Annotated in this window: 21 protein-coding genes and 1 pseudogene; 17 read left to right on the plus strand and 5 right to left on the minus strand. The window is 70.1% G+C overall.

Translation table 11 applies throughout. The features are described from left to right. Window positions 1-213 precede the first annotated feature (213 nt). The 4 genes from tsf to ISP_RS10545 all read left to right on the plus strand — a co-directional run bounded on the left by tsf (window position 214) and on the right by ISP_RS10545 (window position 3,959). A complete protein-coding gene (tsf, locus tag ISP_RS10530; RefSeq protein ID WP_013223863.1) occupies window positions 214-1,029 on the plus strand; it encodes a translation elongation factor Ts in 816 nt (271 codons plus the stop codon). 117 nt (window positions 1,030-1,146) lie between these two features. Next, window positions 1,147-1,890 (plus strand): UMP kinase, encoded by a 744-nt coding sequence (gene pyrH / locus ISP_RS10535; protein WP_013223864.1) that lies wholly within the window; start codon window positions 1,147-1,149, stop codon window positions 1,888-1,890. 48 nt (window positions 1,891-1,938) lie between these two features. Further along, window positions 1,939-2,496: a ribosome recycling factor gene (gene frr / locus ISP_RS10540; RefSeq protein ID WP_037374197.1), complete on the plus strand. Its 558-nt coding sequence runs from the start codon at window positions 1,939-1,941 to the stop codon at window positions 2,494-2,496. Between the two features lie 476 nt (window positions 2,497-2,972). Next, on the plus strand, window positions 2,973-3,959 hold the full coding sequence (locus ISP_RS10545; protein ID WP_378251299.1) for a phosphatidate cytidylyltransferase: 987 nt from the start codon (window positions 2,973-2,975) through the stop codon (window positions 3,957-3,959). Here the strand turns inward: ISP_RS10545 and ISP_RS10550 are convergent. After that, window positions 3,956-4,801, minus strand: a complete 846-nt coding sequence (locus ISP_RS10550) for a VOC family protein (RefSeq protein WP_013223867.1) — start codon at window positions 4,799-4,801, stop codon at window positions 3,956-3,958. The two genes, ISP_RS10545 and ISP_RS10550, sit on opposite strands and share 4 nt — an antisense overlap. 113 nt (window positions 4,802-4,914) lie before the next feature. Between ISP_RS10550 and ISP_RS10555 the strand changes: the two genes are divergently transcribed. Next, on the plus strand, window positions 4,915-5,724 hold the full coding sequence (locus ISP_RS10555; protein WP_013223868.1) for a class I SAM-dependent methyltransferase: 810 nt from the start codon (window positions 4,915-4,917) through the stop codon (window positions 5,722-5,724). Here ISP_RS10555 and ISP_RS10560 read toward each other — a convergent pair. Then, window positions 5,664-6,284, minus strand: a complete 621-nt coding sequence (locus tag ISP_RS10560) for a PadR family transcriptional regulator (protein ID WP_013223869.1) — start codon at window positions 6,282-6,284, stop codon at window positions 5,664-5,666. The two genes, ISP_RS10555 and ISP_RS10560, sit on opposite strands and share 61 nt — an antisense overlap. A 159-nt stretch (window positions 6,285-6,443) precedes the next feature. On the opposite strand from ISP_RS10560, the gene ISP_RS10565 reads away from it, so the two are divergent. From ISP_RS10565 to ISP_RS10585, 5 genes are all read left to right on the plus strand, one after another. Continuing rightward, complete coding sequence (locus tag ISP_RS10565) at window positions 6,444-6,980, plus strand: FecCD family ABC transporter permease (RefSeq protein ID WP_013223870.1); 537 nt, start codon at window positions 6,444-6,446, stop codon at window positions 6,978-6,980. Between the two features lie 280 nt (window positions 6,981-7,260). Beyond that, window positions 7,261-7,647: an iron chelate uptake ABC transporter family permease subunit gene (locus tag ISP_RS10570; RefSeq protein ID WP_230468929.1), complete on the plus strand. Its 387-nt coding sequence runs from the start codon at window positions 7,261-7,263 to the stop codon at window positions 7,645-7,647. 8 nt (window positions 7,648-7,655) lie between these two features. Beyond that, entirely contained in the window at window positions 7,656-8,234 is a 579-nt protein-coding gene (locus ISP_RS10575; protein WP_013223872.1) for an ABC transporter ATP-binding protein, read from the plus strand. Window positions 8,235-8,421: 187 nt separating this feature from the next. Next, complete coding sequence (locus tag ISP_RS10580) at window positions 8,422-9,219, plus strand: ABC transporter substrate-binding protein (RefSeq protein WP_013223873.1); 798 nt, start codon at window positions 8,422-8,424, stop codon at window positions 9,217-9,219. Window positions 9,220-9,363: 144 nt separating this feature from the next. Then, on the plus strand, window positions 9,364-11,658 hold the full coding sequence (locus ISP_RS10585; RefSeq protein ID WP_230468752.1) for a transketolase-like TK C-terminal-containing protein: 2,295 nt from the start codon (window positions 9,364-9,366) through the stop codon (window positions 11,656-11,658). Here the strand turns inward: ISP_RS10585 and ISP_RS10590 are convergent. After that, window positions 11,651-12,229, minus strand: a complete 579-nt coding sequence (locus ISP_RS10590) for a hypothetical protein (protein ID WP_013223875.1) — start codon at window positions 12,227-12,229, stop codon at window positions 11,651-11,653. The genes ISP_RS10585 and ISP_RS10590 overlap by 8 nt on opposite strands. 155 nt (window positions 12,230-12,384) lie before the next feature. Here ISP_RS10590 and rlmN point away from each other — a divergent pair, with 155 nt between their 5' ends. From rlmN to ISP_RS10625, 7 genes and pseudogenes are all read left to right on the plus strand, one after another. After that, window positions 12,385-13,491, plus strand: a complete 1,107-nt coding sequence (rlmN, locus tag ISP_RS10595) for a dual-specificity RNA methyltransferase RlmN (protein ID WP_013223876.1) — start codon at window positions 12,385-12,387, stop codon at window positions 13,489-13,491. 34 nt (window positions 13,492-13,525) lie between these two features. After that, window positions 13,526-13,792, plus strand: a complete 267-nt coding sequence (locus ISP_RS10600; protein ID WP_176742187.1) for a hypothetical protein — start codon at window positions 13,526-13,528, stop codon at window positions 13,790-13,792. 663 nt (window positions 13,793-14,455) lie between these two features. Next, the gene (locus ISP_RS10605; protein ID WP_155258924.1) at window positions 14,456-14,752 is read left to right on the plus strand and encodes a hypothetical protein; all 297 of its coding nucleotides are present in this window, start codon (window positions 14,456-14,458) and stop codon (window positions 14,750-14,752) included. 345 nt (window positions 14,753-15,097) lie between these two features. Then, a complete protein-coding gene (locus ISP_RS10610; RefSeq protein ID WP_230468753.1) occupies window positions 15,098-21,403 on the plus strand; it encodes a PA14 domain-containing protein in 6,306 nt (2,101 codons plus the stop codon). Then, window positions 21,378-21,806, plus strand: coding sequence for a hypothetical protein (locus ISP_RS10615; protein WP_013223879.1), 429 nt, complete (start codon window positions 21,378-21,380; stop codon window positions 21,804-21,806). The genes ISP_RS10610 and ISP_RS10615 overlap by 26 nt, the downstream gene beginning before the upstream one ends. Window positions 21,807-21,995: 189 nt before the next feature. Beyond that, a pseudogene (locus ISP_RS10620) lies at window positions 21,996-22,151 on the plus strand (dual-specificity RNA methyltransferase RlmN); the annotation flags it as partial. Between the two features lie 92 nt (window positions 22,152-22,243). Then, window positions 22,244-22,510: a hypothetical protein gene (locus tag ISP_RS10625; RefSeq protein WP_014466740.1), complete on the plus strand. Its 267-nt coding sequence runs from the start codon at window positions 22,244-22,246 to the stop codon at window positions 22,508-22,510. Between the two features lie 23 nt (window positions 22,511-22,533). Here ISP_RS10625 and ISP_RS10630 read toward each other — a convergent pair whose 3' ends face one another. Both ISP_RS10630 and ISP_RS10635 read right to left on the minus strand, forming a co-directional pair. After that, window positions 22,534-23,325 (minus strand): creatininase family protein, encoded by a 792-nt coding sequence (locus tag ISP_RS10630; RefSeq protein WP_013223881.1) that lies wholly within the window; start codon window positions 23,323-23,325, stop codon window positions 22,534-22,536. A 10-nt stretch (window positions 23,326-23,335) separates the two neighbouring features. Further along, complete coding sequence (locus tag ISP_RS10635) at window positions 23,336-24,670, minus strand: FAD-binding oxidoreductase (protein WP_037374193.1); 1,335 nt, start codon at window positions 24,668-24,670, stop codon at window positions 23,336-23,338. Window position 24,671 lies beyond the last annotated feature (1 nt).

The following is a 24,671-nucleotide window of genomic DNA, read 5'->3' on the forward strand; positions in this document are numbered from 1 at the left end:
CTATTTCGCCCCACCCCCCCCCCCCGCGCTCGGCCCCGCCCCCCCCCCCCCCGCGCCGCCCCCCCGCCCGCCGGCGCCCGCGCCCCGCGCCCCCCCCCGGCGCCGCCCCCCCCCCCCCGCCGACCCGCCCCGCGGGGCCCCCCCCCCCCCCCGGGCCCCCCCCCCACGGGCGTAGCAACCCACAGATTTCCTGCAAAGGACGGATTTACCAGAATGGCGAACTACACCGCCGCTGACGTGAAGCGCCTGCGCGAGATGACCGGCGCCGGCATGATGGACTGCAAGAAGGCCCTCGAGGAGAACGGCGGCGACTTCGACAAGGCCGTCGAGTTCCTCCGCATCAAGGGTGCCAAGGACGTCGGCAAGCGCGCCGAGCGCGCCACCGCCGAGGGCCTCGTCACCGGCGAGGGCGGCGTCCTCATCGAGCTCGACTCCGAGACCGACTTCGTCGCGAAGAACGCCGACTTCCAGGCGCTCGCCGCGAAGATCGTCGAGGTCGCGAAGACCGTCAAGACCTCCGACGTCGAGGCGCTGAAGGGTGCCGAGCTCGACGGCAAGACCGTCAACGAGGTCGTGCAGGAGCTCTCGGCCCGCATCGGCGAGAAGCTCGAGCTGCGCCGCGTCGTGGCCTTCGAGGGCCAGACCGCGACCTACCTGCACCGCCGCGGCTCCGACCTGCCGCCGGCCGTCGGCGTGCTCGTCGAGTTCACCGGTGACGACGCCGAGGCCGCCCGTGGTGCCGCCATGCAGGTCGCCGCGCTGCGCGCGAAGTACCTGACCCGCGACGAGGTGCCGGCCGAGATCGTCGAGAACGAGCGCCGCATCGCCGAGCAGACCGCCCGCGAGGAAGGCAAGCCGGAGCAGGCCATGCCGAAGATCATCGAGGGCAAGGTCAACGCTTACTACAAGGACAACGTCCTGCTCGAGCAGCCGTCGGTCAAGGACAACAAGAAGACCGTCAAGGCCCTGCTCGACGCGGCCGGCGTGACGCTGACCAAGTTCGCGCGCTTCGAGGTCGGCCAGGCCTGACGTCAGGCCAGGGCGTAGGTTCTACCCCCACAGTGCCCCGTCTCCGTCCATCGGGGACGGGGCACTGTCGGGTCCAGAGGAATTCACAGCGGTCGAGGGGCGTAGGAGGCGACATAGATGGGTGACCGGGTCGAAGGTGGCTACCGGCGGGTGCTGCTGAAACTGGGCGGCGAGATGTTCGGCGGTGGTTCGATCGGCGTCGATCCGGACGTCGTCCACTCGGTCGCGCAGCAGATCGCCGACGTCGCCCGCACCGGTGTCCAGGTCGCGGTGGTGATCGGCGGCGGCAACTACTTCCGGGGCGCGGAGCTGTCGCAGCGCGGTATGGACCGCGACCGCGCCGACTACATGGCGATGCTGGGCACCGTGATGAACTGCCTGGCGCTGCAGGACTTCCTGGAGAAGGAGGGCCTGCCCACCCGCGTGCAGACCGCCATCACGATGGGCCAGGTCGCCGAGCCCTACATCCCGCGCCGCGCCGAGCGGCACCTGGAGAAGGGCCGCGTCGTGATCTTCGGCGCCGGGGTCGGCATGCCGTACTTCTCCACCGACACCGCGGCCGCGCAGCGGGCGCTCGAGCTGGGCTGCGAAGCCGTGCTGATGGCGAAGGCCGTCGACGGCGTCTACACCGCGGACCCGAAGGCCGACCCCACCGCCGAGATGTTCCGCGAGATCACCCACCGCGAGGTGCTGGAGCGGGACCTCAAGGTCGCCGACGCGACGGCGTTCAGCCTCTGCATGGACAACAACATGCCGATCATCGTGTTCAACCTGCTCACCGAGGGGAACATCGCCCGCGCGGTGAGTGGTGAAAGAATCGGCACGTTGGTCAGCACCCCCACTGCCGGGGTGCCGGCCTAGACCTGCTGGGATCAGCAAGCGCCACCCATCACAACTACGGGAGTGACCGTGATCGACGAGACCCTCCTCGATGCCGAGGAGAAGATGGAAAAAGCGGTGTCCGTCGCCAAGGACGAGCTGCAGTCGGTTCGCACCGGCCGGGCTTCGTCGGCGATGTTCTCGCGGATCGTCGTCGAGTACTACGGCTCGCCGACCCCGCTGAACCAGCTGGCCAGCGTGAACGTGCCGGAAGCCCGGATGGCGCTCATCAAGCCGTACGACCAGTCGCAGCTCAACGCGATCGAGAAGGCGATCCGGGAGTCGGACCTCGGGGTCAACCCGAGCAACGACGGCCAGGTCATCCGCATCGTCATCCCGCAGCTCACCGAGGAGCGGCGCAAGGAGATGGTGAAGGTCGCCAAGGGCAAGGGCGAGGACGCCCGCGTCTCGATCCGCAGCATCCGCCGCAAGGCCAAGGACGAGCTCGACCGCATCGCCAAGGACGGCGAAGCCGGTGAGGACGACGTCGCGCGCGCGGAGAAGGAACTGCAGAACCTGACCGACACCTACGTGCACAAGGTCGACGAGCTGGTCAAGCACAAGGAAGCCGAGCTGCTCGAGGTCTGATGGCACAGGTGAGCGAGGAACGCGAGGACCGGGTGGACGCCACCGGAGCACACGCGGCGGCCGCGCCCGGGACGCCGGAGCCGGACGACGCCGACACCCCGGCCACGCCGGAGTTCCCGGGAACCCCCGGGACGCCGGTTTCTCCGGGCGAGGCTTCGGCGACCTCGGAAACCGGCCGGACAGCGGGGACGCCGGTCGCGCCGGAGGCCTCGGGCATCGGCGAAGCGGCCCGGTTGTCGGCCGCCGGGACTGCTGCGGCCGAACCTCCCTCGGCCAACGGGGTGGCGGCTGGTGCGGGGGCGGAAACCGTCGCGACCGAAGCTTCCTCGGCCAAGCGCACCGGGGCCGGTGCCGGGGCAGAGGCCGCTGCGGGCGAAGCTTCGTCGGCCAACGGGGTGGCGGCTGGTGCGGGGGCGGAAACGGCCGCGGCCGAAACTTCCTCGGCCAGCGCGATGGCGCCCGGTGCGGGGGCGGAGATCGCCGCAGGCGAAGCTTCCTCGACCAACGGAGTGGCGGCCGGTGCGGGGGCGGAAACCGACGCGGGCCAAACTTCCTCAGCCAAGCGCACGGGAGCTGGTGCGGCGGCGGAGACCTCCGCGGCCGATGGCGCGGCCGCGGAACCGGCGGCGGAGGCCGAAAAAGCCTCCAAGGCCTCCAAGGCCGGCCGGAACCTGCCCGCGGCCATCGGGGTTGCGCTGCTGCTCGGCGCCGCGATCATCGTTTCCCTGCTCACCGTTCGCTACCTGTTCATCGGGATCATCGCGATCGCGATCGCGGTCGGCACCTTCGAATTCGCCGGGGTGCTGCGCCGGGTCGCCGACGTCCGGGTCGCGATGATCCCGGTGCTCGTCGGCGGGCAGGCGATGATCTGGCTCGCCTGGCCGTTCGGCCGGGAGGGCGCGCTCACCGCGTTCGTCCTCACCGTGCTCGCCTGCCTGCTGTGGCGGCTGCCCGGCGGGGCGAAGGGCTACCTGCGCGATATCAGCGCATCCACCTTCGCCGCCGCGTACCTGCCGCTCTTCGGCGCGTTCGCGGCGATGCTCGTGCCGCCGTCGAACGGCGTCGGGCGGGTCCTCACCTTCCTGATCGGCGTCGTCGCCTCGGACACCGGTGGCTATATCGCCGGCGTGCTCGGCGGCAAGCACCCGATGGCGCCCACCATCAGCCCGAAGAAGACCTGGGAAGGCTTCGCGGGTTCGGTGATCGGCGGCGTCGTGGCCGGAGCGCTGACGCTCAGCCTGCTGCTCGACGGCCACGTCTGGCAGGGCGTGATCTTCGGCGTCGCCATCGTGCTGACCGCGACCCTGGGCGACCTCGTCGAGTCGCTGATCAAGCGCGACCTCGGCGTCAAGGACATGGGCACGCTGCTGCCCGGGCACGGCGGGATCATGGACCGCCTCGACTCGCTGCTGCCGTCGGCCGTCGTGTCCTGGCTGCTGCTTTCGGCGTTCGTGCCGGTCTAGTCGTCGTAGGGGTCGTCGACCTCCGCGCGGCCCCAGCCTTCGGTGACGCGGGAGTGGTCGATCACCGCGAAGACCGCGCCCTCGGGGTCGGCGAGGATCGACATCCGGCCGAACGGGGTGTCGTAGGGCTGGATCACCACCGTGCCGCCGTGCATGAGCGCCTCGCCCGCGACCGCGTCGACGCCGCGGGCCGGGTCGATGTCGAAGTACACGAGCCAGTGCGGCGGGGTGTCGAGGCTGTACTCCGAACCCATCACGTACCGGTAGAGCACCGGCTCGTGCTCGATGAGCCATTCGACGTAGTCGAGCACCTCGCCGTCGCCGATCTGATGGCTGCCGTAGGTGAACAGCTTGGTGTAGAAGTGATCCGCCGCGACGCCGTCGTGGGTGTTGAGGTCCGCGCCGCTGAAGGTGTTCGGGATCCCGGTGACGAACTCCCAGTTCGGCGGGACCTCCCAGAACACGACCGGCGCGCCGCACGCGTCGATGGCGTGCATGATCGTGCCGCGGTCCGGGATCGCCACCGGCCCGAGCGTGATCCGCCCGCCGAGGTGCTCCACCCACTCGGCCGCGCTCGCGGTGTGGGGCACGGAGATGTGCGGCATCCACCCCAGCGGCGCGCCCTGGGACGCGCGGTAGAGCCCGCCGACCGGGACGGTGTTGAGCGCCGCGATGGCGTACCGGCCGTCGGACGTCGCCGGATCCCGCTGAGTGGTGTACTCCCAGCCGAAGAGGGCGCCGTAGAATCTTTCCGCCACGGCCTGCTCACGGCAGGCCAGCTCGATCCAGCACGGAATTCCGGCCGGGACCGGGGACGGGGTACTGGACGGGCCGATTGCCATGGGTGCTCCTCCCGATACCCACCGGATTCTAGGCGCGATCCGTGAGTTTTCCGCCAAGAATCCGCCACCGTGAGAACACGGCCCGGCGACGAGGACCCGGAAGGAGCAGCGGGGTGCGGTGGTCGTCGCGGCGCGCGGAGGTCGTGCCGAGCCCCAACATCTGGTACTACCAGGCCGATTACGAGCTGGAGAACCACGCGCAGGACAGCGGCGGCGAGATCTGGCGGGTGCTGCGGGAGGAGCACGACTGGACCGGCCGGGACGTGCTGGACGTCGGCTGCGGTGACGGGTTTCACTTGCCGTGCTTCGCTCGTGACGCGCGATCGGTGCTCGGAGTGGAGCCTCACGAGCCGTTGGTGCGAAGCGCGCTGAAGCGCGTCGAGGGACTGTCGAACGTGGACGTCCGGATGGGCCGGGCCCAGCGGCTGCCGGTCCGCAGCGCGAGCGTCGACGTCGTGCACGCGCGAACGGCGTACTTCTTCGGGCCCGGGTGCGAGCCCGGACTGGCGGAGGCCGAGCGGGTGCTGCGGCCGGGTGGCGCGCTGCTGATCGTCGACTTGGACGTCACCAGCGAGCCCTACGGCCGCTGGATGCGCGCCGACCTACCGCACTACGACCCGGGCGCCGTGGAACGGTTCTTCGCCCGGGCCGGGTTCGGCTGCCGCCGCGTCACGACCGAATGGCGGTTTGCCACCGCCGCGGACCTCGAAGCCGTGCTGAAGATCGAGTTCAGCCGGCCGGTCGCCGAACAGGCGATCGCGGAGTCCTTGCAGCGTAACGGGAATCGCCCGCAGGACCTGACGCTGCCGGTGGGCTACCGCGTCCACACGCGGGTCAAGCCCACCGGCCTCGTCCTGCCAGGTCACTCGGCTGCTTCTTCACCGGAAGCGGATTCCTCGTCGTCTTCGCCGAGGATGCCGTAGAGCGAGCGCCGGGCGTCGTTGAGGACCTCGGCCGCGCGGGCCTGCTGGCTCTCGGTGCCCGCGCGCATGATCTGCACGACGGCGGCGGCCAGGTTCTTGCCCGCCTTCGCCAGCCCGACCTCGGTCGGGTCGACGTCCTGCGCGATCTGCTCCCACGGCGGGGTGCTGTCCTGCTGCTCCGCGGCGGCGCGGCCGGCGTCGGTCAGCTCGAACAGCTTCTTGCCGTGCTCGTCCTTGCTGATCACCAGGCCTTCGTCGGCCAGCAGCTGCAGCGTCGGGTAGACCGAGCCGGGGCTGGGCCGCCAGAAGCCGCCGGAGCGCTCGCCGATCTCGCGGATGATCTCGTAGCCGTGCCGGGGCTGCTCGGCGAGCAGCGCCAGGATCGCGGCGCGGACGTCACCGCGGCGGCTGCGCCGTCCGCCGTGACCCCGCCGGCCCGGACCGTGGCCGCGACCGCGTCCACCGGGGCCGAAGCCCGGGGGGAACTCGCCGAAACCACCGAAGGGCCCGAAAGGTGCGCGCCCACGTTCGTGGGCGAAGGGGTGTTGGTGCCTACGCATGTCTTGTTCCTTTCTCGAACTGTTGCGACACGTTCACGATATATCGGAAACAGTCGGTTCGCAACCCGCTGCCGGTGAGCTCGCTCACGGAACTTGAGGCGGCAAGATCCGGCCACCTGGATTAGGCGCCTAACCGCCTGTTAGCGAAGGTAAGGACCTGTGCGGACCCGCTCGCTCCCGCTGACGGCCGGGCTGCTGCTCACCGACCAGACGACGTTCGACCAGTACCGGTTCTGGCAGGTCGGCTCGCTGACCGGCCGCGACGCCGTGACGATCACCCAGGCCGTGCCGTTCGTCGTGGCGGGCGTGCTCCTCGCGCTGGTGGCCGCGCGCCAGCTCAACGCGCTCGCGCTCGGCGAAGACGTGGCCCGCTCGCTCGGCCAGAACGTGCCGGTGGCGCGGCTGGTGTGCGCGCTCGCTGTCGTCGTGCTTTGCGGTTCGGCCACGGCGATCGCCGGGCCGATCGCCTTCGTCGGGCTGACCGTCCCGCACGCCGCCCGCTTGATCACCGGGCCCGACCACCGGTGGCTGCTCCCGTACTCGGCCTTGCTCGCGCCGCTGCTCCTGCTGGTCTCCGACGTCGTCGGCCGCGTGGTCGCGCGCCCGGCCGAGGTGCAGGTCGGGATCGTCACCGCGCTCGTCGGCGCACCGGTGTTCGTCTTCCTGGTGCGCCGCCGGAAGGTCGTGGCGGTGTGAGTGCCGTCGAGGTGGTCGCCGCCGCGCGCCGGCGCGGCGCCGTCCGGGCCTGCGCGGTGACGCTGGTGCTGCTGACGGCGATCGTGGTCGTCTTCGCGGTTTCCCTGGCCGTGGGCGACTTCCCGGTGCCGCTCGCCGGTGCTGACGAGCGTCGTGTCGTACCTGATGACCTGGGCCGACGTCATCCTCGCCCAGCAGGCCCTGGTCTGGCTGACCGGCAACCTCAAACGGCCGGAGCTGGGACCACGTCCTCCCGCTGTCGGCCGCGCTCGCCGTCCTGCTGCCCGCGGCGCTGCTCCGGAGCCGGGCACTCGCCGGCCTGCAGCTCGGCGACGACACCGCGGCGGGGCTCGGCCTCAGCGTCGAACGCAGCCGCCTGGCCTTGCTGCTGGTCGCCGTGGCGCTCGCCGCCTTCGCGACCGCCGCCGCCGGGCCGGTCGCGTTCGTCGCCTTCGTGGCCAACCCGATCACGACGCGGCTCGTCGGCGGCGCTCGCCCGGGACTGCTTCCCGCGGCGCTGACCGGCGCGCTCGTCGTGCTGCTGGGTGACTTCGTGGCCCAGCACCTGCTCGGCGAACAGCTGCCGGTCGGGGTTGTCACCGGCGCCGTCGGCGCCCCGTACCTGCGGTGGCTACTGGCCACGGCCAACCGCGCCGGGCGAGTGTGAGGAACGCCGTGACACTGCACACCGAGAACCTCGAACTCGGCTACGGGCCGCTACGCGTGGTCAAGGACCTCTCCGTCCGGATCCCGCCCGGCAAGGTCACCATGATCGTCGGCACCAACGCCTGCGGGAAGTCGACGCTCCTGCGCGGCCTCGCGCGGCTGCTGACTCCCACGAAAGGTGCGGTCTACCTCGACGGCAAGGGCATCACGACGTGGCGCAGCAAGGACGTGGCCACGGTGCTCTGCCTGCTGCCGCAGTCGCCGGCCGCGCCCGAGGGCATCACCGTCGCCGACCTCGTCGGCCGCGGCCGCTACCCGCACCAGGGCGTCTTCCGCCGCTGGAGCGCCGAAGACGACGAAGCGGTGGCGAAGGCGATGCTCGCGACCGGCACCGTCGAGCCGGCCGCCCGCCCGGTCGACGAGCTGTCCGGCGCGCCCGCCGACATCCTCACCGCCGAGCTCGTCGCCGACGTCTTCGGCCTGCCCTGCCGGGTCATCGAGGACCCGGTCTCCGCCACGCCCCTGGTCGTCCCGATCGGCCGGCGACGGGCCGACCCCCGAGAAGAAGGAACCCCCGCTGCGTCCTAAGCGGACCCGACTGACCACCGCCCTCGCGGCGGTCACGCTCCTCGCCGCCTGCGGCCAGCCGTCGAAGCCCAGCAGCTCCGGCGTCGGCGACCAGGACGTCGCCACCGGCGGACGGCTGTTCTCCACCGCGGACAGCGAAACGGCGAAGCTCGGCACGGACGTCGGTCCGGGCGTCTTCCCGCGCACGGTGACCCACGCGCTCGGCAAGACCAAGCTCGACAAGAAGCCCACGCGGGTCGTCGTGCTCGACAGCGGCGAGCTCGACGACGTCCTCGCGCTCGGCGTCACCCCGGTCGGCATGGCGACCACGGCCGGGCAGAGCGGCGTGCCGTCCTACCTCGCCGACCGCGTCAAGGGCATCCCGGCGGTCGGGGACATCAACAACCTCGACCTCGAGCGGATCGCGGCGCTGACGCCGGATCTGATCGTCGGCAGCAAGCTGCGCGCCCGCAGCTGTCGGAAGATCGCGCCGACGGTGTTCGGCATCCGGCCCGGGTTCCCGTGGAAGGAGAACCTGCTGCTGGTCGGGGCTTCGCTCGGTGACGAGACGAAGGCGGTCGGGCTGCTGAACGACTACCAGAAGCGGGCGAACGAGGTGAAGGCCGCGGTCAAGGGCGCGCCGAAGATCTCGCTGCTGCGGTTCCTGTCCGGCAACATCCGCCTCTACGGCAACCTCTCCTTCATCGGCGTCATCCTCGAGGACGTCGGGCTCGCGCGGCCGGCGCACCAGAACATCGACGAACTCGCCGCCCAGATCTCCAAGGAGCGCATCGACGAGGCCGACGCCGACTGGATCTTCTACTCCAGCTACGGCGCCGGCCCGAGCGCGGACGAGAAGGCCGTCACGAGCAGCGGGCTGTGGGCCGGCCTCGGCGCGGTCAAGGCGCAGCACGCGATCCCGGTGGCCGACGAGGTGTGGTTCCTCGGTCTCGGCCCGATCGGGGCGATGAAGGTCCTCGACGACCTGAAGAAGTACCTCGGCTGAGCTCGAGCGCGGGCATTCTGCGCAGCCGGAGACCCGAGCCCTCGGGATCCGGTGGGCATAATGCGCACCTGGAGCGGCATCGGTTGTGCGATGCGTCCACCGGTGGTGTTCTGAGGGGCGCTTCCTGCACGAAAGGTGTCGACGATGACCCATGCCCCCGTGACCGCCCCGGCGCTCACCGCGATCGAGCAGCGGGTGCTGTGGCTCGCCACCGCGATCGTGCACCAGGCCAACCGGGTCCGCCCGAATCCGTCCGGGCTCAAGGTCGGCGGCCACCAGGCGTCGTGCGCGTCGCTGGTCTCGATCATGACGTCGCTGTGGTTCCGGCACCTGCGTCCCGAAGACCGCGTCTCGGTGAAGCCGCACGCGTCGCCGGTGCTCCACGCGATCAATTACCTCCTCGGCGAGCTCGACGAGGCCTACCTGCCGACGCTGCGCGAGTTCGGCGGCCTGCAGAGCTACCCGAGCCGCGCCAAGGACCCCGACCCGGTGGACTACTCGACCGGCTCGGTCGGCATCGGCGCGACCGCCCCGATCTGGGGCGCGCTGGCCCGCCGCTACCTGACGACCCGGGGCTCGTCGGCGGGCACCGGCCGCCAGTACTCGCTGGTCGGCGACGCCGAGCTCGACGAAGGCGCGATCTGGGAGGCCATCCTCGACCCGGCGGTCGCCGAACTGGGCGAGATCGTCTGGATCGTCGACCTCAACCGCCAGTCCCTCGACCGGGTCGTCCCGAACATCGCGGCCGGGCGGCTGCAGGGCATGTTCGACGCCGCCGGCTGGCAGGTCCTGGCGCTGAAGTACGGGCGGCTGCTGGAGGAGCTGTTCACCCGGCCCGGCGGCGCCGAGCTGCGCGCCCGCATCGACGGGATGCCGAACCCCGAGTACCAGCGGCTGCTGCGCTGCGACGCCGCGCAGCTGCGCGACCGGCTGCCCGCGGGCAATCCGGCTCTCTCCGCGCTGGTCGCGTCGCTCGACGACGAGACGCTGCTGGCCGCCATCCGCAACCTCGGCGGGCACGACCTCGGCTCGCTCGACGAGGTCTTCGCGTCCGTTGCGGACGATCGGCCGACGGTGATCTTCTGCTACACCGTCAAGGGACGCGGTCTTCCCACGCAGGGGCACCCGCAGAACCACTCCTCGCTGCTGACCGTGGCGCAGATGGAAGAGCTGGCGTCGGCTCTGGGCACGGACCTCGCTTCGCCGTGGGAGCGCTTCGCTGACGGGTCGCCCGAAGGCGCGTTGTGCGCTGAGGTCGCTTCGCGCCTTCGCCGTCCGGACGTTCCTTCGGTGCCTTCGCTGGAACTGCCCGTCGACATCGGACGTACGCCGTCAGGCACCGCGACGACGCAGGCCGCGCTGGGCCGCGTGCTGCTCGACCTGACGCGCGAAGCGCCCGAAGCGGCGAAGCGCGTGGTGACGGTCAGCCCCGACGTCAGCTCGACGACCAACCTCGGCGGCTGGGTCAACAAGGTCGGCGTCTGGTCGGCCACCGAGCGCCGCGACTGGTTCGAGGACGACCCCGAGACGATCATGCACTGGCGGGAGAAGCCGACCGGCCAGCACGTCGAGCTGGGCATCGCCGAGACGAACCTGGTGGGCCTGCTGGGCGAGCTCGGCGCGACCTGGAGCCGGTGGGGCGAGCCGCTGCTGCCCATCGGCGTCATGTACGACCCGTTCGTCGAGCGCGCGCTCGAGCCGTGGTCGTTCGGCATCTACGCGGGTGGGCAGTCGATCCTGATCGGGACGCCGTCGGGGGTCACGCTCGCGCCGGAAGGCGGCGCGCACCAGTCGATCACCACGCCGTCGATCGGGATCGAGCAGCCCGGCTGCGTCAGCTACGAACCGGCGTTCGCGATCGACACCGAGTGGACCCTGCTGGCCGCGCTCGGCCGGCTCGGCAAGCCGGGCGGCACGTCGTCGTACTTCCGGCTCTCGACGCGTCCGGTCGACCAGACGCTCGCCGCGGTGCCCACCGACCCGGCCGCCCGCGAACGCCGTCGCCGGCAGGTCGTGGCGGGCGCGTACCTGCTGCGGCGTGCGGCTTCACCGGCGGTCACGCTGGCGGCGATGGGCGCGCTGGTGCCGGACACCCTGGCGGCGGCCGAGCGGCTGGCCCAGGTCGGCGTCGAGGCCGACGTCGTGTGCGTGACCAGTCCGGGCCTGCTGTTCGAGGCGCTCCAGGCCCGGTCCGGCCGGGGGAGCGCCGAGTCGTGGATCCTCGACCGGGTGTTCCCGGCTTCGCGGGCGAAGCCGCTGGTCACCGTGCTCGACGGCCACCCGCACACGCTGGCGTTCCTGGCCGGGATCAACCGGGTGCCGTCGGTCGCTCTCGGCGTCACGGGTTTCGGGCAGTCGGGGTCGCTCGAGGACGTCTACCGCTACCACGGCATCGACACGGACGCGATCATCCGGGCCGCGCTCGACGCCGTCAGCTGAAGGTGGCGCCGCCGAGCATGGCGTCCATCTTGGCGTCCCAGCCGGGGAAGGACCCGTACTGGACGACCAGGATCCGGCTGGTCGGCAGCCACCACATCCGGACCTGGTTGTTCTGCGCCGAGTTCTCGCAGGTGACCTTCCAGCGGCCGTACTCGGCGTTCTTGGGGCCGATCGGCGCGAAGCCGGAGTCGAGGAGGGTGCTGCCGGTGGCCTCCGTGGCCTTGCCGGGCGGCGACGCGGGGGTGATGCAGGTCGGCAGGTCCGTGCCGGTGTACCAGCCGAAGGGCCGCTTCGTGCTCGGGAGGTTGATCGGCGTGCCGGCGTCCGGCTTGCGCAGGTTCACGACCCGCGCTTCGCAGGCCACGGCGCCTTCGCTGATGCAGCCGTCCAGCAGGCCGTCCGGGCTGTGCTCGGTGTAGGTCGCGCCGGCCGGCAGGGTCAGGTGCAAGGACCCCACGGTGGCGCGCGGCCCGCTCGGCGTGCTCGGCGCGGGCGGGCCGTCGGCCGGGGTGCTGCAGGCGGCAGCGCTCAGGATGACCGCGACAGCCAGGACGAGGTGCCGGAAGGACACGCGCTCACCTCTTTCGTCGGACGCCGGTTTTCACGTCGTCGATCATCCCTCCGGGTGGCGCGGCTCCACCGACCGGGGGCGGTCCGTGACCGGGAGTACACCGGGCCGGGGTGGTGCGGGCGGTGCCGGTGGGCGCGTGGGACACTGGTCCGGTTATGACTGCCCTTCCCCTCGTCTTCGACGCGCCCAAGCGCGGCCTGCCGCCGCGCCACCTCGCCGACCTGTCGGTGTCCGAGCGCGCGGCCGCGGTCGCCGAGCTGGGGGAGAAACCGTTCCGCGCGAAGCAGCTGTCGAACCACTACTTCTCCCGGCTGACGGTGGACCCGGAGGAGATGACGGACATCCCGGCGGCGTCCCGGCAACGGCTGGTCGCCGACCTGATGCCGACGCTGCTGACCGAGGTCCGCGCGCTGGCGGCCGACGACGGCGCGACGCGCAAGACGCTGTGGCGCGCCCACGACGGCACGCTCCTGGAGAGCGTCCTGATGCGCTACCCGGACCGCGCGACGCTGTGCATCTCGAGCCAGGCGGGCTGCGGCATGGCGTGCCCGTTCTGCGCGACCGGCCAGGGCGGCCTCGACCGGAACTTGTCGACGGCGGAGATCGTCGACCAGGTCCGCTCGGCGGCGGCGGTCATGCGCGACGGCGCGATGCCGGGTGGTCCGGGCCGGCTGTCGAACATCGTCTTCATGGGGATGGGCGAGCCGCTCGCCAACTACAAGCGTGTGGTGGCCGCGGTCCGGCGGATCACGGATCCCGCGCCCGGTGGCCTGGGGATCGGGCAGCGTTCGGTGACGGTGTCGACGGTGGGTCTCGCGCCGGCGATCCGGAAGCTGGCGGACGAGAAGATGCAGGTGCGGCTGGCGGTGTCGTTGCACACGCCGGATGACGAGCTGCGGGACACCTTGGTCCCGGTGAACGAGCGGTGGTCGGTGGACGAGGTGCTGTCGGCTGCCCGGTACTACGCGGACACGTCCGGGCGGCGGGTGTCTATTGAGTATGCGTTGATCCGGGACATCAACGATCAGCCGTGGCGGGCGGAGTTGCTGGCGAAGCGGTTGCGGAAGCACTTGGGTCAGCTGGTGCACGTCAACGTGATTCCGTTGAATCCGACGCCGGGTTCGAAGTGGGATGCGTCGCCGAAGCCGGTGGAGCGGGAGTTCGTGCGGCTGGTGAACGCCGGGGGAGTAGCGTGCACGGTGCGTGACACGCGCGGCCAGGAGATTGCCGCGGCCTGTGGCCAGCTGGCCGCTGAAGGCTGAGTTTTTTCGTTTCGGTTATGGAGAAATCGTCGTGATGTATGCGCCCAGCCTGTTGGACCCGGCTGCGGAATCGTTGAAGCTGGCGGATTTCCGCGGCGCGACCCAGGTGGCTCGGGAGGCGCGGACGTTGCTGGGTGAGCGGTTCAGCTCGGTGACGTTCATGTACGTGCTGATGCGGGCGTTCGAGGTCGAGTACACCGCGGCGTGTGACGCTTCGCGGTGGCATGAGTTCCATGGTGGACCGCGGGCGCTTTCGGACGCTGATCTGGAGAAGCTGCTCGCTCCCTGGCTTGATCGCTGACCAGCGGTTCAGCCGCTCCGGTAGAGGGGTTCGCCCTGGACGGCGAGCACCAAACTAATTCGTTCGTCGAGCCTGCCGTGGCTTGCCCAGCGGTGAGCGGCAGGCCGGTGATGCCGCCGCCGGTGACCGTGCCGGTCTGGTCAGCGATGAACGGGTAGGCCTGAAACGCGCGAGCCGCGGGGGCGGCGGCGCGCTGGAACATTGCCTCCAGAGCCGGGAGTGCGTCGACGCGGAGAGCGATCGCGGACAGGCTCAGCGGCGTATGGCTGCGGCGCACCTGGTTGGCCTTGTCTCCATCGATGGCGTGTGCAATCAAGGACAGCGAGACAACCGCCACGACGAGGTAGTGTTGTGACCACTGTGGACGGTGCAAAGCAGTACGCTCAGTGCGGTCGTGGCGGCCGCGCGATCAGCACGTAACGGCTGATCAGTCCGACGTTGCAGGCCACGCCCGCCCATCCCGCATCCCTCGCAGCCGACTGCTGCTGCTCGTCCTGCGCAGCAGCAGGACGAGCAGAGCGATGGTCGGACTACCCGCGATGACGGCAATGACCGACCACAGGCCGCCGGGCGCGGCGACGGAAAGCCGCCAGTCAGGGTCGAGGCGGCCGTCGCCCCGGACTGCGTTCCGGCGGGCTTGGTGAGCCAGCAGGTCGCGAGAGGATGACCGCGCCGGCTGCGGCGGGGGCGACGACGTGGAGCCAGGATTCCTTGCGCAGCCATGTGATGAAGCCGATCAGGAACCAGATCGGCAACGCGGCACCGAAGCTCGGACAGCCCAGCGCAGCAGCCGGCGTACGCGCCGATCGTGCGGCCGTGGTGAGCGCAGGCGAGCGCAATCGTGCAGAACGTCACCGCGGGGACCCGACTGATGCCGTTCGCGCTCTGCAGCCACAGTTCGGCGGCGTGGGAGGTGAACAGAAGCCAGACATGGCCGCGGTCGGCGCGACGCCGAGCTGACGCGGAAGCTTCGCCGGACCTCGGTGGTTGGGCGCGAGTCCGGCGACAGCGGGGCCTGGGCGATCGTATCCGGCGAACTTTCGTCTGCGTACGGCGGTGACCTGCACTTTTACCCGATCGGTGATCGATCGGCAACTGTGTGTTTCATCTCACTCGACGGTGTAACGACGGTGTGAGGTTCCGCCGATGCAGGAGGCGGGTGAGGGACGAGAATTCCCGACCCCCGGGCCAGCCGGGTACGACGTGCGCGGAGGGCTCGGCTTCATCCCGCGTCGGCAGTTGTGCTCCGCGGGCCATTGGGGGCGGCCGCGGCGAGATGCCGGGTCGCCGGGGGAGGAACCGGTCGTGCTGCCGTTGTCGCGTCCTGTCCATCTGGTCCGCTGGGTTAGAGCACTCGTGCTCGTCTTGACGATGACCCTGCTCGTCGGTAGTGCTGAAGCGATCGCGGCTCCGCAGCGGCTGGCCGAAGCGCCGAAGCCGATCGACCCGCGCGATGTCGGGTTGCTGCCCTCGGCCCCACCGGCGCCTGTCGCGCCGCAGGCGCCGTCGAAGGCGGATTTCGCCGCTCAGAGCCGCCGCGACGGCGGCGCGGGCACGCACTTCGATCCGCAGCGGTCGAGGCCGGTGTCGCGGTCGATGTTCACCACCGAGTACGTCAACGTCGATGGCACGCATTCGGTGCGGCAGTCGGACCAGCCGTTGAACGTCCAGGACGAGCACGGTCAGTGGCAGCCGGTCCAGACCACCCTCGAAACCGATCCCGCGACCAAGCGCGCCGACGCGGACAATCACCCGCTGAGCCCGTCGCTGGCGACCAAAGCCAACGACGCGGCGGTGTTGCGGGTCGAGTCCGCCGGTCACGCCGCCGGTCTGGCGCTCGACCAGGCTGCCCCGGCATCGGCGGCGGTGAAGGGTGATTCGGTCACCTACCCCGAGGTCGCCGCCGGCACGGACCTGGACTACGAGGTCACCCCGGGCGCGGTCAAGGAGACCATCAAGCTCAAGCGGCCCCCGGCCGACGGGCGCTCGTCGTGGAAGTTCAAGCTCAGCACCGGTGATCTGACGCCGAAGCTGGAGGAGAACGGCTCGGTCACCCTGGCCGACCAGGCGGGTGCGGCGCAGTTCGTGCTGCCGCCGATCGAGACCTGGGACTCCGCGGGTGGCGGGGTGACGGCTCCGGCGATGACCGGCGGCACCTACACCCTCGACAAGGCCGGCAACGACTGGTGGCTGACCGTCGCGGTCGACCCGAACTGGCTGCGTGACCCCAAGCGGGTGTATCCGGTGAGCGTGGACCCGACGGTGACGTTCGGGGTGCAGTACTCCTTCGCCTACCGCTCCGACGGCACCAACTGCACCAACTGCGGGCTGCGGGTCGGCAACAGCCAGGCCAACGGCGACACCTACAACCGGTCGGTCGCGCACTTCGACTATTCGCCGTTGTGGGGCAAGACGGTGGTCGGCGCGACCATGGACGTCACCCGCAACACCAGCGTGGTCGGGTCGGTCAAGACCTGGAACACCAGCCTGTATCACGCGTCGAACAACGACTTCAACGGTGTCGGCCCGTTCCTGACCGGCGCCTTGGTCGGCGACGTCGGCTCGTTCTCCAGCCAGGCGTTCACGGACTTCCTGCGCGGCCGGGTGAATGCCCGCGACGTCAACGTGTCGTTCATGCTGATCGGTGCCGAGAACCCGGGCACGTGGACGTACAAGAACCTCAACGCCACCCTCACCGTCGACACCGGCACGCCGGCGCCGGCCACGACGCTCGTCGCACCCGCCGATGGGACGGTGTCGACTTCTGTGACGCCGACGCTGTCGGTCGCCCCGGTGACCGACCCGGACGGCGACGCCGTGAAGTACTGCTTCCGGATCGCCACCGGCGCCGACGGCAAGTCCGGTGTGGTGGTCGAGTCCGGTTGCCTGACGACGCCGACGTGGACGGTGCCGGCGGGGGTCTTGCAGGACGGTGTCGCCTACACCTGGCAGGCGATGACCTACAGCGGCGCCACCACGATCACCCCGACCTGGATCGGCCACCTCAAGATCGACCAGCGCATCGGTGACCACGGTCCATCGCCCGTGGACGACGCCGGGCCGGTCGAGGTCAACCTCGCCAATGGCAACGTGACGACGTCGCAGTCCTTGCCCACGTTCACCACGGTGGCTGGGAACGCGGGTCTGACCCTGACGTACAACTCGCAGCAGGTGGAGAACAAGGGCCTCAAGGCGTCCTACTTCGCCGATCTGTCGCACAACGGGATCATCAACGATGCGCAGCAGCCGGTGCTGGTGCGACCGGAGCCGCAGGTCAACGTCGACTGGGGCACCGACTCGCCGTTCGCTCCGGCGTTGCCCGCGGACTGGTTCGTCGCCCGCTGGGAAGGCTTCTTCCAGGCCCCCGTCACCGGCACCTACCAGTTCGCCGGGGTACACGACGACGGCGGCACCGTGTGGATCAACGGCGCCAAGGTCTACGAGGTCAACAACGCGAGTGACCTGAACTGGACCCAGTCCACCAATGTTTCGCTGACCGCGGGGCAACGCGTCCCGATCAAGGTGGAGAACGCCGAGGCGACGGGTGCGGCGAAGATGCGGTTGTTCGTCCGCACTTCCGACAACACCACCGTCGCCCCGCAGATCGTCCCGGCGGACTGGTTGTTCACCTCGGATCTGCCGGTGCTTCCGCAGGGCTGGACGCTGTCGGCGGACCTGGACGGCGAGGGTTCGAGCTACACCGAGGCCAAGGTCACCGACCAAAACGTCGTCTTGACCGACGCGAGTGGTGCGAAGCACACCTGGACGAAGAAGAGCGTCGGTGGCTACGCACCGCCGGCCGACGAGGACGGCGTGCTCGGTGTCGATGCCGGCGGCAAGGTCACGTTGACGGACAGCGGTGACGTGTTCGTCTTCCGAGCCGACGGCAAGCTGGAGAGCCAGTCGTCGAGTGCCGACGCACGCAAGCCCGCTGCATTGCAGTACATCTACGACGGTGTGCCTTCTCGGCTGCGGGAGATCAAGGACCCCGTTTCCCAGCGCTCGCAGGTGCTCCACTACAACCGCGCAGGCGACGACTGCTACGGCGGAGCTACGCCGCCGAGCGGCGCGCAGGCTTTGCCGCCCTCACAGATGCTCTGCCGGATCAGCTACTGGGACGGCACCGAAACGCGCCTCTGGTACGTCGGGGGGAACCAGCTCGGCCGGATCGAGGACCCGGGCTCGGAGATCACGGACTACGGCTACAACACGCAGGGTCTGCTGGCGGGCATGCGGGACAGCGTCGCCAACGACTGGATCGCCGCAGATCCCGGGAACCGCAAAGCCGGCGAAGGCGACCTGACTCACACAGTCGGTTACGACACCACCGCCAAGCCGAAGGCCACCTCGGTCGTCTCCGCCGTTCCGGCCCTCGGGCAGGTGAGGCCCAGCCGCGCCTATCGCTACGACCCCGCCAATCGCCAGACGTTCACCGACATCGCCGGCCTGAACCCGGCGGCCGGGTTCTTCTCGAAGGTCACCTACGACGACGCTGACCGCACCACGTCGACCACGGACGCCGCCGGCCGGACCACTTCGCAGGAATGGTCCCCGAAGGACCTCGCTCTCTCGACCACCGACCCGGCCGGGCGCAAATCGACGACGGTCTACGACTACGCGGACCGCCCGGTCGACTCGTACGGACCGGCGCCGGCGTCGTGCTTCTCCGGGCAGCTGCCCAGTGGTTCGTGCCCCGGCGGGATGTCACACGGCCACAGCGGTTACGACGAGGGCATCAACGGACTGGCTGTTTCGTGGTTCGGCAACGATCAGCTTTCGGGCCTGCCGAAGACCTACAGCACGGGCCTCGGCACCGCGGACGGGACGTTCGTCAAGAACTGGAACACCGACGCCCCGAACGCTGCTGTTCCCGCCGATCACTTCGGTCTCCGGGCAAGCGGTGACATCGTCTTCCCGGCCGCCGGCGACTACACCCTCCGCGTGCTCGCCGACGATGGGGTCCGGGTCTGGGTCGACGACCAGATCGTCATCGACGACTGGCGCAACACCACTCCGGCCTGGCGCCAGGGCGTCGTCCACAGCGACAGCGCGGGACAGGCGAAACGCATCCGCGTCGACTACTACGAGTTCGACCTGACAGCGCAATTAGAGCTGCATTGGACCACGCCCACCGGCGTGCAACAGCCCGTTCCCGGCACCCAGCTCAAGCCCCGGTACGGCCTGAAGACGTCGACGACCGCCTCGGAATCGGGCGGGGTCTCGGACAAGAACGCGGTCACGCGCTTCGGTGAGAACGGCCTCGACCCGGCTTACGGCTTGGCCACGTCCGGCCAGGCTGCCCCGTCCGGCGCGAACATCACCGGCGCGGTCTCCTATGAACCGCCAGGCACCGGCTACCTGCGCAAGACGGCCAAGACCAAGGCCACCGGCGCCAAGACCGGTTACAGCTACTACGGCGACACCGAGTCGCGGGTCAATCCCTGCGCGCCCGGGACCGCCGCCGTGAACCAGGGCGGACTGCCGAAGCTGACGACCTCGCCCACGCCGGCGTCGGGTCCGGCACGAGTGGACGAGCAGGTCTACGACGCGTCCGGCCGGGTGGTCGCCGAATCGACCGGTGGTGCCTGGACCTGCACGGTCTACGACGCCCGCGACCGGCCGCTGCGCGAGACGGTGCCCGCGAGCGCCGACGCACCGGCACGAACCGTGACGCACGACTACGCGGTCGGCGGTGACCCGCTCACGAGTTCCGTCTCCGACGAGAACGGCACCGTGACCACCACGGTGGACCTGCTCGGCCGGGTCGTTGCCTACACCGACGTCAACGGGGTTCGCACCACCACCGCCTTTGACCAAGCCGGGCGGACGCTGAGCTCGACGCTGACCCCGCCGTCCACCGCGGATGCCGCTCGGACGATCTCGTTCGGCTACGACGACGCGGGCCGGGTCACCACGGAAAAGCTGGATGGCGTCGTGCTCGCCACCGTGGGCTTCGACGGTGCGGGCGAACTGTCCTCCGTCACGTACGGCAACGGCACGGCATTGACCTCGATCACCAAGGACAACGCGGCGCGCCTCCTGGCTCTCGGCTGGCGAACGGCTGACGGCAAGGACGTCGTGTCGCAGGTGGCCCGTACCGCCGCCGGCACCGTCACCGACGAGTCGCTGGGTGGGGTGGACGCCAGGCCGGACGGCTCGAACTACGGCTACGACACCGCGGGACGGCTCACCGAGGCCTACGTCACCGGTCACCACTACACCTACGACTACACGTCACCGGCTTCGGCGACCTGCCCCACCGGCACGCAGGCCGACGCGGGTCTCAACACGAACCGGATGCGGCTGCTGGACCAGACCGCTGCGGGCACCGCCGAAACCCGATACTGCTACGACGCCGCCGACCGGCTTCTCGCCACCGAAGGTGCGACGGTGCTGTCGGAGTTCGCCTATGACACCGATGGCAACACCACGAGCTGGAAGGCTGTCGACGGGACTACGACAGCGCTGCGCTGGGACGGTTCCGACCGCAACATCGGGGTCAGCACCCGTGGGCCGGTCCCCGCGCTCGTCGCCGATGTGTCCTACTCCCGCGACGCGACGAACCGGATCACCCGCCGCGACCCGCGTGACTGCGACAACAACACCGTCGTTCGGTACGGCTTCACCGGGGACGGCGACACGCCGGACCTCACCTTGAGCGCCGACAGCCGGCTCACCTCGTTGTCGCTGTCCTTGCCCGGTGGTGTGCACTTCACCGCGATGGGTGCTTCGGGGAGCTCGTACGACCACCCGTCGGTTCGCGGTGATCTGGTGATGACGACCGACGCGTCCGGGCACCAGGTCGGCGAGCTGCGGACGTTCGACCCGTTCGGGCAGCCGTTGCGGTCGAACGGGGCGGTCGACTCGCAGAACGTGCCCGACAACTCGCCGGGTTCGCTGGACTACGGCTGGCTCGGGCAGTACCAGCGTGGTTACGAGCACGCCGGCGGGCTCTCGATCGTGCAGATGGGAGCGCGCCCCTACAGTCCGCTGCTCGGCCGCTTCCTCTCCGTCGATCCGGTGGACGGCGGTTCTGCGAACGACTACGACTACGCCGCCGGTGACCCGGTCAACGCGATGGACCTGGACGGCAACTCCTGGTTCAGTTCCATCGTTTCCGCGGTCACGAAGGTTGCCGAGGTGGTTTCCTGGGTTCCCGGTCCGATCGGTGCCGTGGCCAGTGGGGTCGCCGCGGTCGGAAACGTCATCCAGGGCAACTGGGCGGCCGCCGCGCAGTTCGCCGCGTCGGCACTGACCGCCGGTGCCACCAAGTACATCGCCGCGGGTGTCGCTGCAGTGGGCTTCGCCGCGAAGATCGGTTTCAAGGCGGCGAAGATCGTTCGTACCGCTGCGGCGAGCAAAGGGATGGCCGGCGGGATCCGCGCCTGGCGTGTCACCTCGAGGATCGCGGGACGGGTCTGGGTCGGCCGGGGAGCCACCCGGGTCGGCCCAGGTGGCAAGTTCCTTTTGTCGAAGAACAAACTGCGGCAGTACCGTCCGCCGAGTTACAAGAAGAAGCTCGGCAAGTACCAGTCGAACTTCCAGTGGCGTGCTACCGACAAAGGCAAGTGGAAGAACAACTACCATGTCGACCACCGACGGTGGTGGTGAGCGCGTGAAAGGTCCGGAGAAGCCGATGTGGGAGTTCGACGGGCGCGTGGCGTCGATGCGCCGAGATGGCCGCGACTGCGGGTACCTGTTCGTCACAGCCGAGACCACGGAACCCGGATCCGCGCCGGCTTTCACCCTGGAGTTTCTGCGAGCCGGCGCCGGGGACACGTGGTACTACAGCGACCGCACCGACCCGGATGACTACGACACCATCGCCGAACTCTCCGGAGGGGAGATCGACTGGTACGGCACGTCGTACTCGGCGAGTTGGCTCCCGGAAGGCGAGGCTCGGGAGATCGAGGCGTTCTTCGACCCCGGCAAACGTGATAAGCGCCGGCTGTTCGGGCGGGCTGACCGAACGAGCGAGGCCCGGCCTCACGTGATCCCGGATCCCGGTACTTGATCGCGAGCGCGGGGCGGGCGCTTCGGCCCGCCCCGCGCTCGAGTTCGAGGATCCACGCAGCAGGCCAAGCGCAGGTGCATAGTGCAGCGTCGGTGGACAGGATTGCTCCGGCTGCTGCTCGCTCGCCTGTCAGGGGCTTAGCCTCGCGATACCTTGTTGCGCATGCGCTGGTAGAGGCGTTGTCAAACGGTAGGGATGGGTGAACCACTCGCGAATTTTCATCGCGTTATATCGGCGGTATATCGAATTGTTGATCCGGCTCCTGCTGGGCTTGGTATTTCGCAGCGGTCGGTGACGGTGTCGACGGTGGGGTTGGCGCCGGCGATTCGGAAGCTGGCGGACGAGAAGACACCCGGGGCCAGGAGATCGCGGCGGCATGTGGTCAGCTGGCGGCTGAAGGCTGAGTTGTTCGTTTCGGTGATGGAGTATTTGTCGTGATGTATGCCCCCAGCCTGTTGGATCCGGCTGCGGAATCGTTGAAGCTCAAGGACTTCGTCGGCGCGACCGAGGTCGCGCGCGAGGCGCGGACGTTGCTGGGCGAGCGGTTCAGCTCGGTGACGTTCATGTACGTGCTGATGCGGGCGTTCGAGGTGGAGTACACGGCCGCGTGTGACGCTTCGCGCTGGCACGAGTTCCACGGCGGCCCGCGGCTGTTGTCGGACGCTGATCTCGAGGCGCTGCTGGCTCCCTGGCTCGACCGCTGACCGAAACCGCTGACCGAACGCAGTCAGCCGGTGGTTGCCGCGGGGTTGTGCTCGAAGCGGGTGATCTCGAGGAGGGACTCGACCGCCTGGTGCACCGACGCTTCCCAGAGCACCTCGCCGTAGGCGGGTGTCGCCTGCGTGGGGTCTCCGACGACCCCCGGGGTGCCGAAGTCGTTCGACAGCCAGCCGAAGCTCACCGGGCGCGTGTTGAAGCCGATGTGCCGGAAGTCCGCCAGGTGCTCGGGCACCCAGCGCTCGGCACGCGAGAGGTCCACGAGGTCGGGGCGCAGGTGCAGGACTAGGGAGGTCTCCGCGGCGCCGCCGTGGATGCCGAGGTCGCGCTCGTCGAGCCCTTCGCCCGCGGGCGGGTCCGTGCGGGCGAGCGAAGGCATGAGGAACGTCTTGAGCCCGAAGCGTTTGCGGATTTCCCGCAGCGCCACTTGCAGGAGCGCGACGTTGCCCCCGTGCCCGTTGACGAACACGAGTGTCCCGGCCCCCATGAGCTCCACCGCCCGCCCGATTTCGACCACGGTGCGGAACAGGGTCTCGGTGTCGAGCCAGACCGTGCCGGGTGCCCAGCTGTGCTCGTCCGATTTCGTGTAGGTGAGCGTCGGGAGCTGCCAGACGTCGACGCCTGCGGCGACCGCGCGCTCGACGGCGGCGTCGGCGACTGCTTCCGCGATCAGGGCGTCGGTGCTGAGCGGCAGGTGCGGCCCGTGGTGCTCGATCGCGCCCGTCGGGAGGACCACGATCGATTCCTGGCCGATCCGGTTCGCGAGCGACGGGCCCGCGAGTTCGGTGATGGCGCGGTTCATCCGGCTCCGTTCAGATCTTGGCTTGCGCGGGCAGGGTGACGGCGAGCTCGGGCACGCCGAGGTGGCCGGGGTTGAGCAGCCCGTCCGGGTCGGTGCGCTCTTTGAGCGCGAGGAGCTCTTCGACGCCGTGGTCGACGTAGAACTGGTGCGGGCTGTGGACCCGCACGCCGAGTTCGACGAGCTTCGCGTACCCCGCGTAGACGTCCGCCGCGCCCGTGTACTCGGCGGTGAGCATCCCGATGGGGAAGCGATGGCCGGCCTCGATGTGCAGCATGCCGCCCGGGTAGACGGCCTCGACCTCGTGGATGCGGTCGATCAGCGCCTCGCCGCCGACTTCGACGTGGAAGTACTCCCGGCCGGGACTGTTCTTCTTGAGCCACCAGATGGGGTGGTTGTAGGAGAGCATCGAAACCTTGACTGTCTGCTGAGCCCCTTCGCGCACGTCTTCGACCGAGCCCCCGACTCTTGCGATGAGCGACGACGCCTCGTCGAGCGCCGCCGCGTCGATGATCGCGCGCAGGCTCGCGCGCCCGGCGGGGATCGCCGGGTCCGCGGGCAGCCGTTCCGCCACCGCGGCCCGGTCCGCGCTCACGAGCCGGGGCAGCGGGTCGAGCGCGCGGAGCGTCCGTACCGCGCCGAGCGCCTCCTCGAAGGCCGGGAAGCTCGCGTAGACGGCCCGCCAGTCCTGGGCCGGTTCGAGCCGGACCGTCGCGCGGGCGATCACTCCCGCCGTGCCGTAGGTGTGCACGAAGGGCCGCGCGTCTTCGCCCTCGACGTGGGCGAGGACCGGCTCGGGGCCCGGGAGGGCGACGTCGAGCGCGACGACGAAGCCCTCCCAGTTCGAGCCGTGCGCGATCGACCCCGTGCCGCTCGAGCCCCCGGAGAGGAAGCCGCCCAGGGTGGACTGCGCGGTCGACGGGTACATCCACAGCTGCCGGCCGCTCGCGTTGGCCGTCCGTTCCAGGAGCGCCAGGGAAGCGCCGGCTTCGGCCGTGATGACGCCGTCGCCCACCTCGACGACGGCGCGGGCGCGCGTCGTGTCGAGGACCAGGCCGCCCTGCAGCGGGATGCCCTGCCCGTAGTTGCCGGTGCCCTTGCCACGTGCCGTGACGGGGACGCGGTGGCGGGTCGCGGCGGCCACGACCGCCGCGATCTGCTCCGCGCTCGCCGGGTAGGCCACGAGGTCGGCGAGGCCGAGCGGGAGCTGCTCGGAGAGGATCGGGCTCATCGTGGCCTCGTCGACCGAGGCGCGCTCGCGGGTCTTGGGGTCGGCGCTCACACCGCGCTCGCCGAGCAGTTCGACGAGTTCGGCCCGCAGCGCCTCGATGGTCTCGGTGCTGGTCATG

The organism is Amycolatopsis mediterranei, assembly GCF_026017845.1.
GTDB lineage: Bacteria > Actinomycetota > Actinomycetes > Mycobacteriales > Pseudonocardiaceae > Amycolatopsis > Amycolatopsis mediterranei.

What these genes read in the sequence shown, in the direction of transcription:
- ISP_RS10635 (WP_037374193.1), bottom strand. Translation starts at nt 24,670, where the DNA reads ATGACCAGCACCGAGACCATCGAGGCGCTGCGGGCCGAACTCGTCGAA.
- ISP_RS10625 (WP_014466740.1), top strand. Translation starts at nt 22,244, where the DNA reads ATGTATGCCCCCAGCCTGTTGGATCCGGCTGCGGAATCGTTGAAGCTC.
- ISP_RS10560 (WP_013223869.1), bottom strand. Translation starts at nt 6,284, where the DNA reads ATGCGTAGGCACCAACACCCCTTCGCCCACGAACGTGGGCGCGCACCT.
- ISP_RS10585 (WP_230468752.1), top strand. Translation starts at nt 9,364, where the DNA reads ATGACCCATGCCCCCGTGACCGCCCCGGCGCTCACCGCGATCGAGCAG.
- ISP_RS10605 (WP_155258924.1), top strand. Translation starts at nt 14,456, where the DNA reads ATGACCGCGCCGGCTGCGGCGGGGGCGACGACGTGGAGCCAGGATTCC.
- ISP_RS10615 (WP_013223879.1), top strand. Translation starts at nt 21,378, where the DNA reads ATGTCGACCACCGACGGTGGTGGTGAGCGCGTGAAAGGTCCGGAGAAG.
- ISP_RS10600 (WP_176742187.1), top strand. Translation starts at nt 13,526, where the DNA reads ATGTATGCGCCCAGCCTGTTGGACCCGGCTGCGGAATCGTTGAAGCTG.
- rlmN (WP_013223876.1), top strand. Translation starts at nt 12,385, where the DNA reads ATGACTGCCCTTCCCCTCGTCTTCGACGCGCCCAAGCGCGGCCTGCCG.
- pyrH (WP_013223864.1), top strand. Translation starts at nt 1,147, where the DNA reads ATGGGTGACCGGGTCGAAGGTGGCTACCGGCGGGTGCTGCTGAAACTG.
- ISP_RS10630 (WP_013223881.1), bottom strand. Translation starts at nt 23,325, where the DNA reads ATGAACCGCGCCATCACCGAACTCGCGGGCCCGTCGCTCGCGAACCGG.
- ISP_RS10550 (WP_013223867.1), bottom strand. Translation starts at nt 4,801, where the DNA reads ATGGCAATCGGCCCGTCCAGTACCCCGTCCCCGGTCCCGGCCGGAATT.
- tsf (WP_013223863.1), top strand. Translation starts at nt 214, where the DNA reads ATGGCGAACTACACCGCCGCTGACGTGAAGCGCCTGCGCGAGATGACC.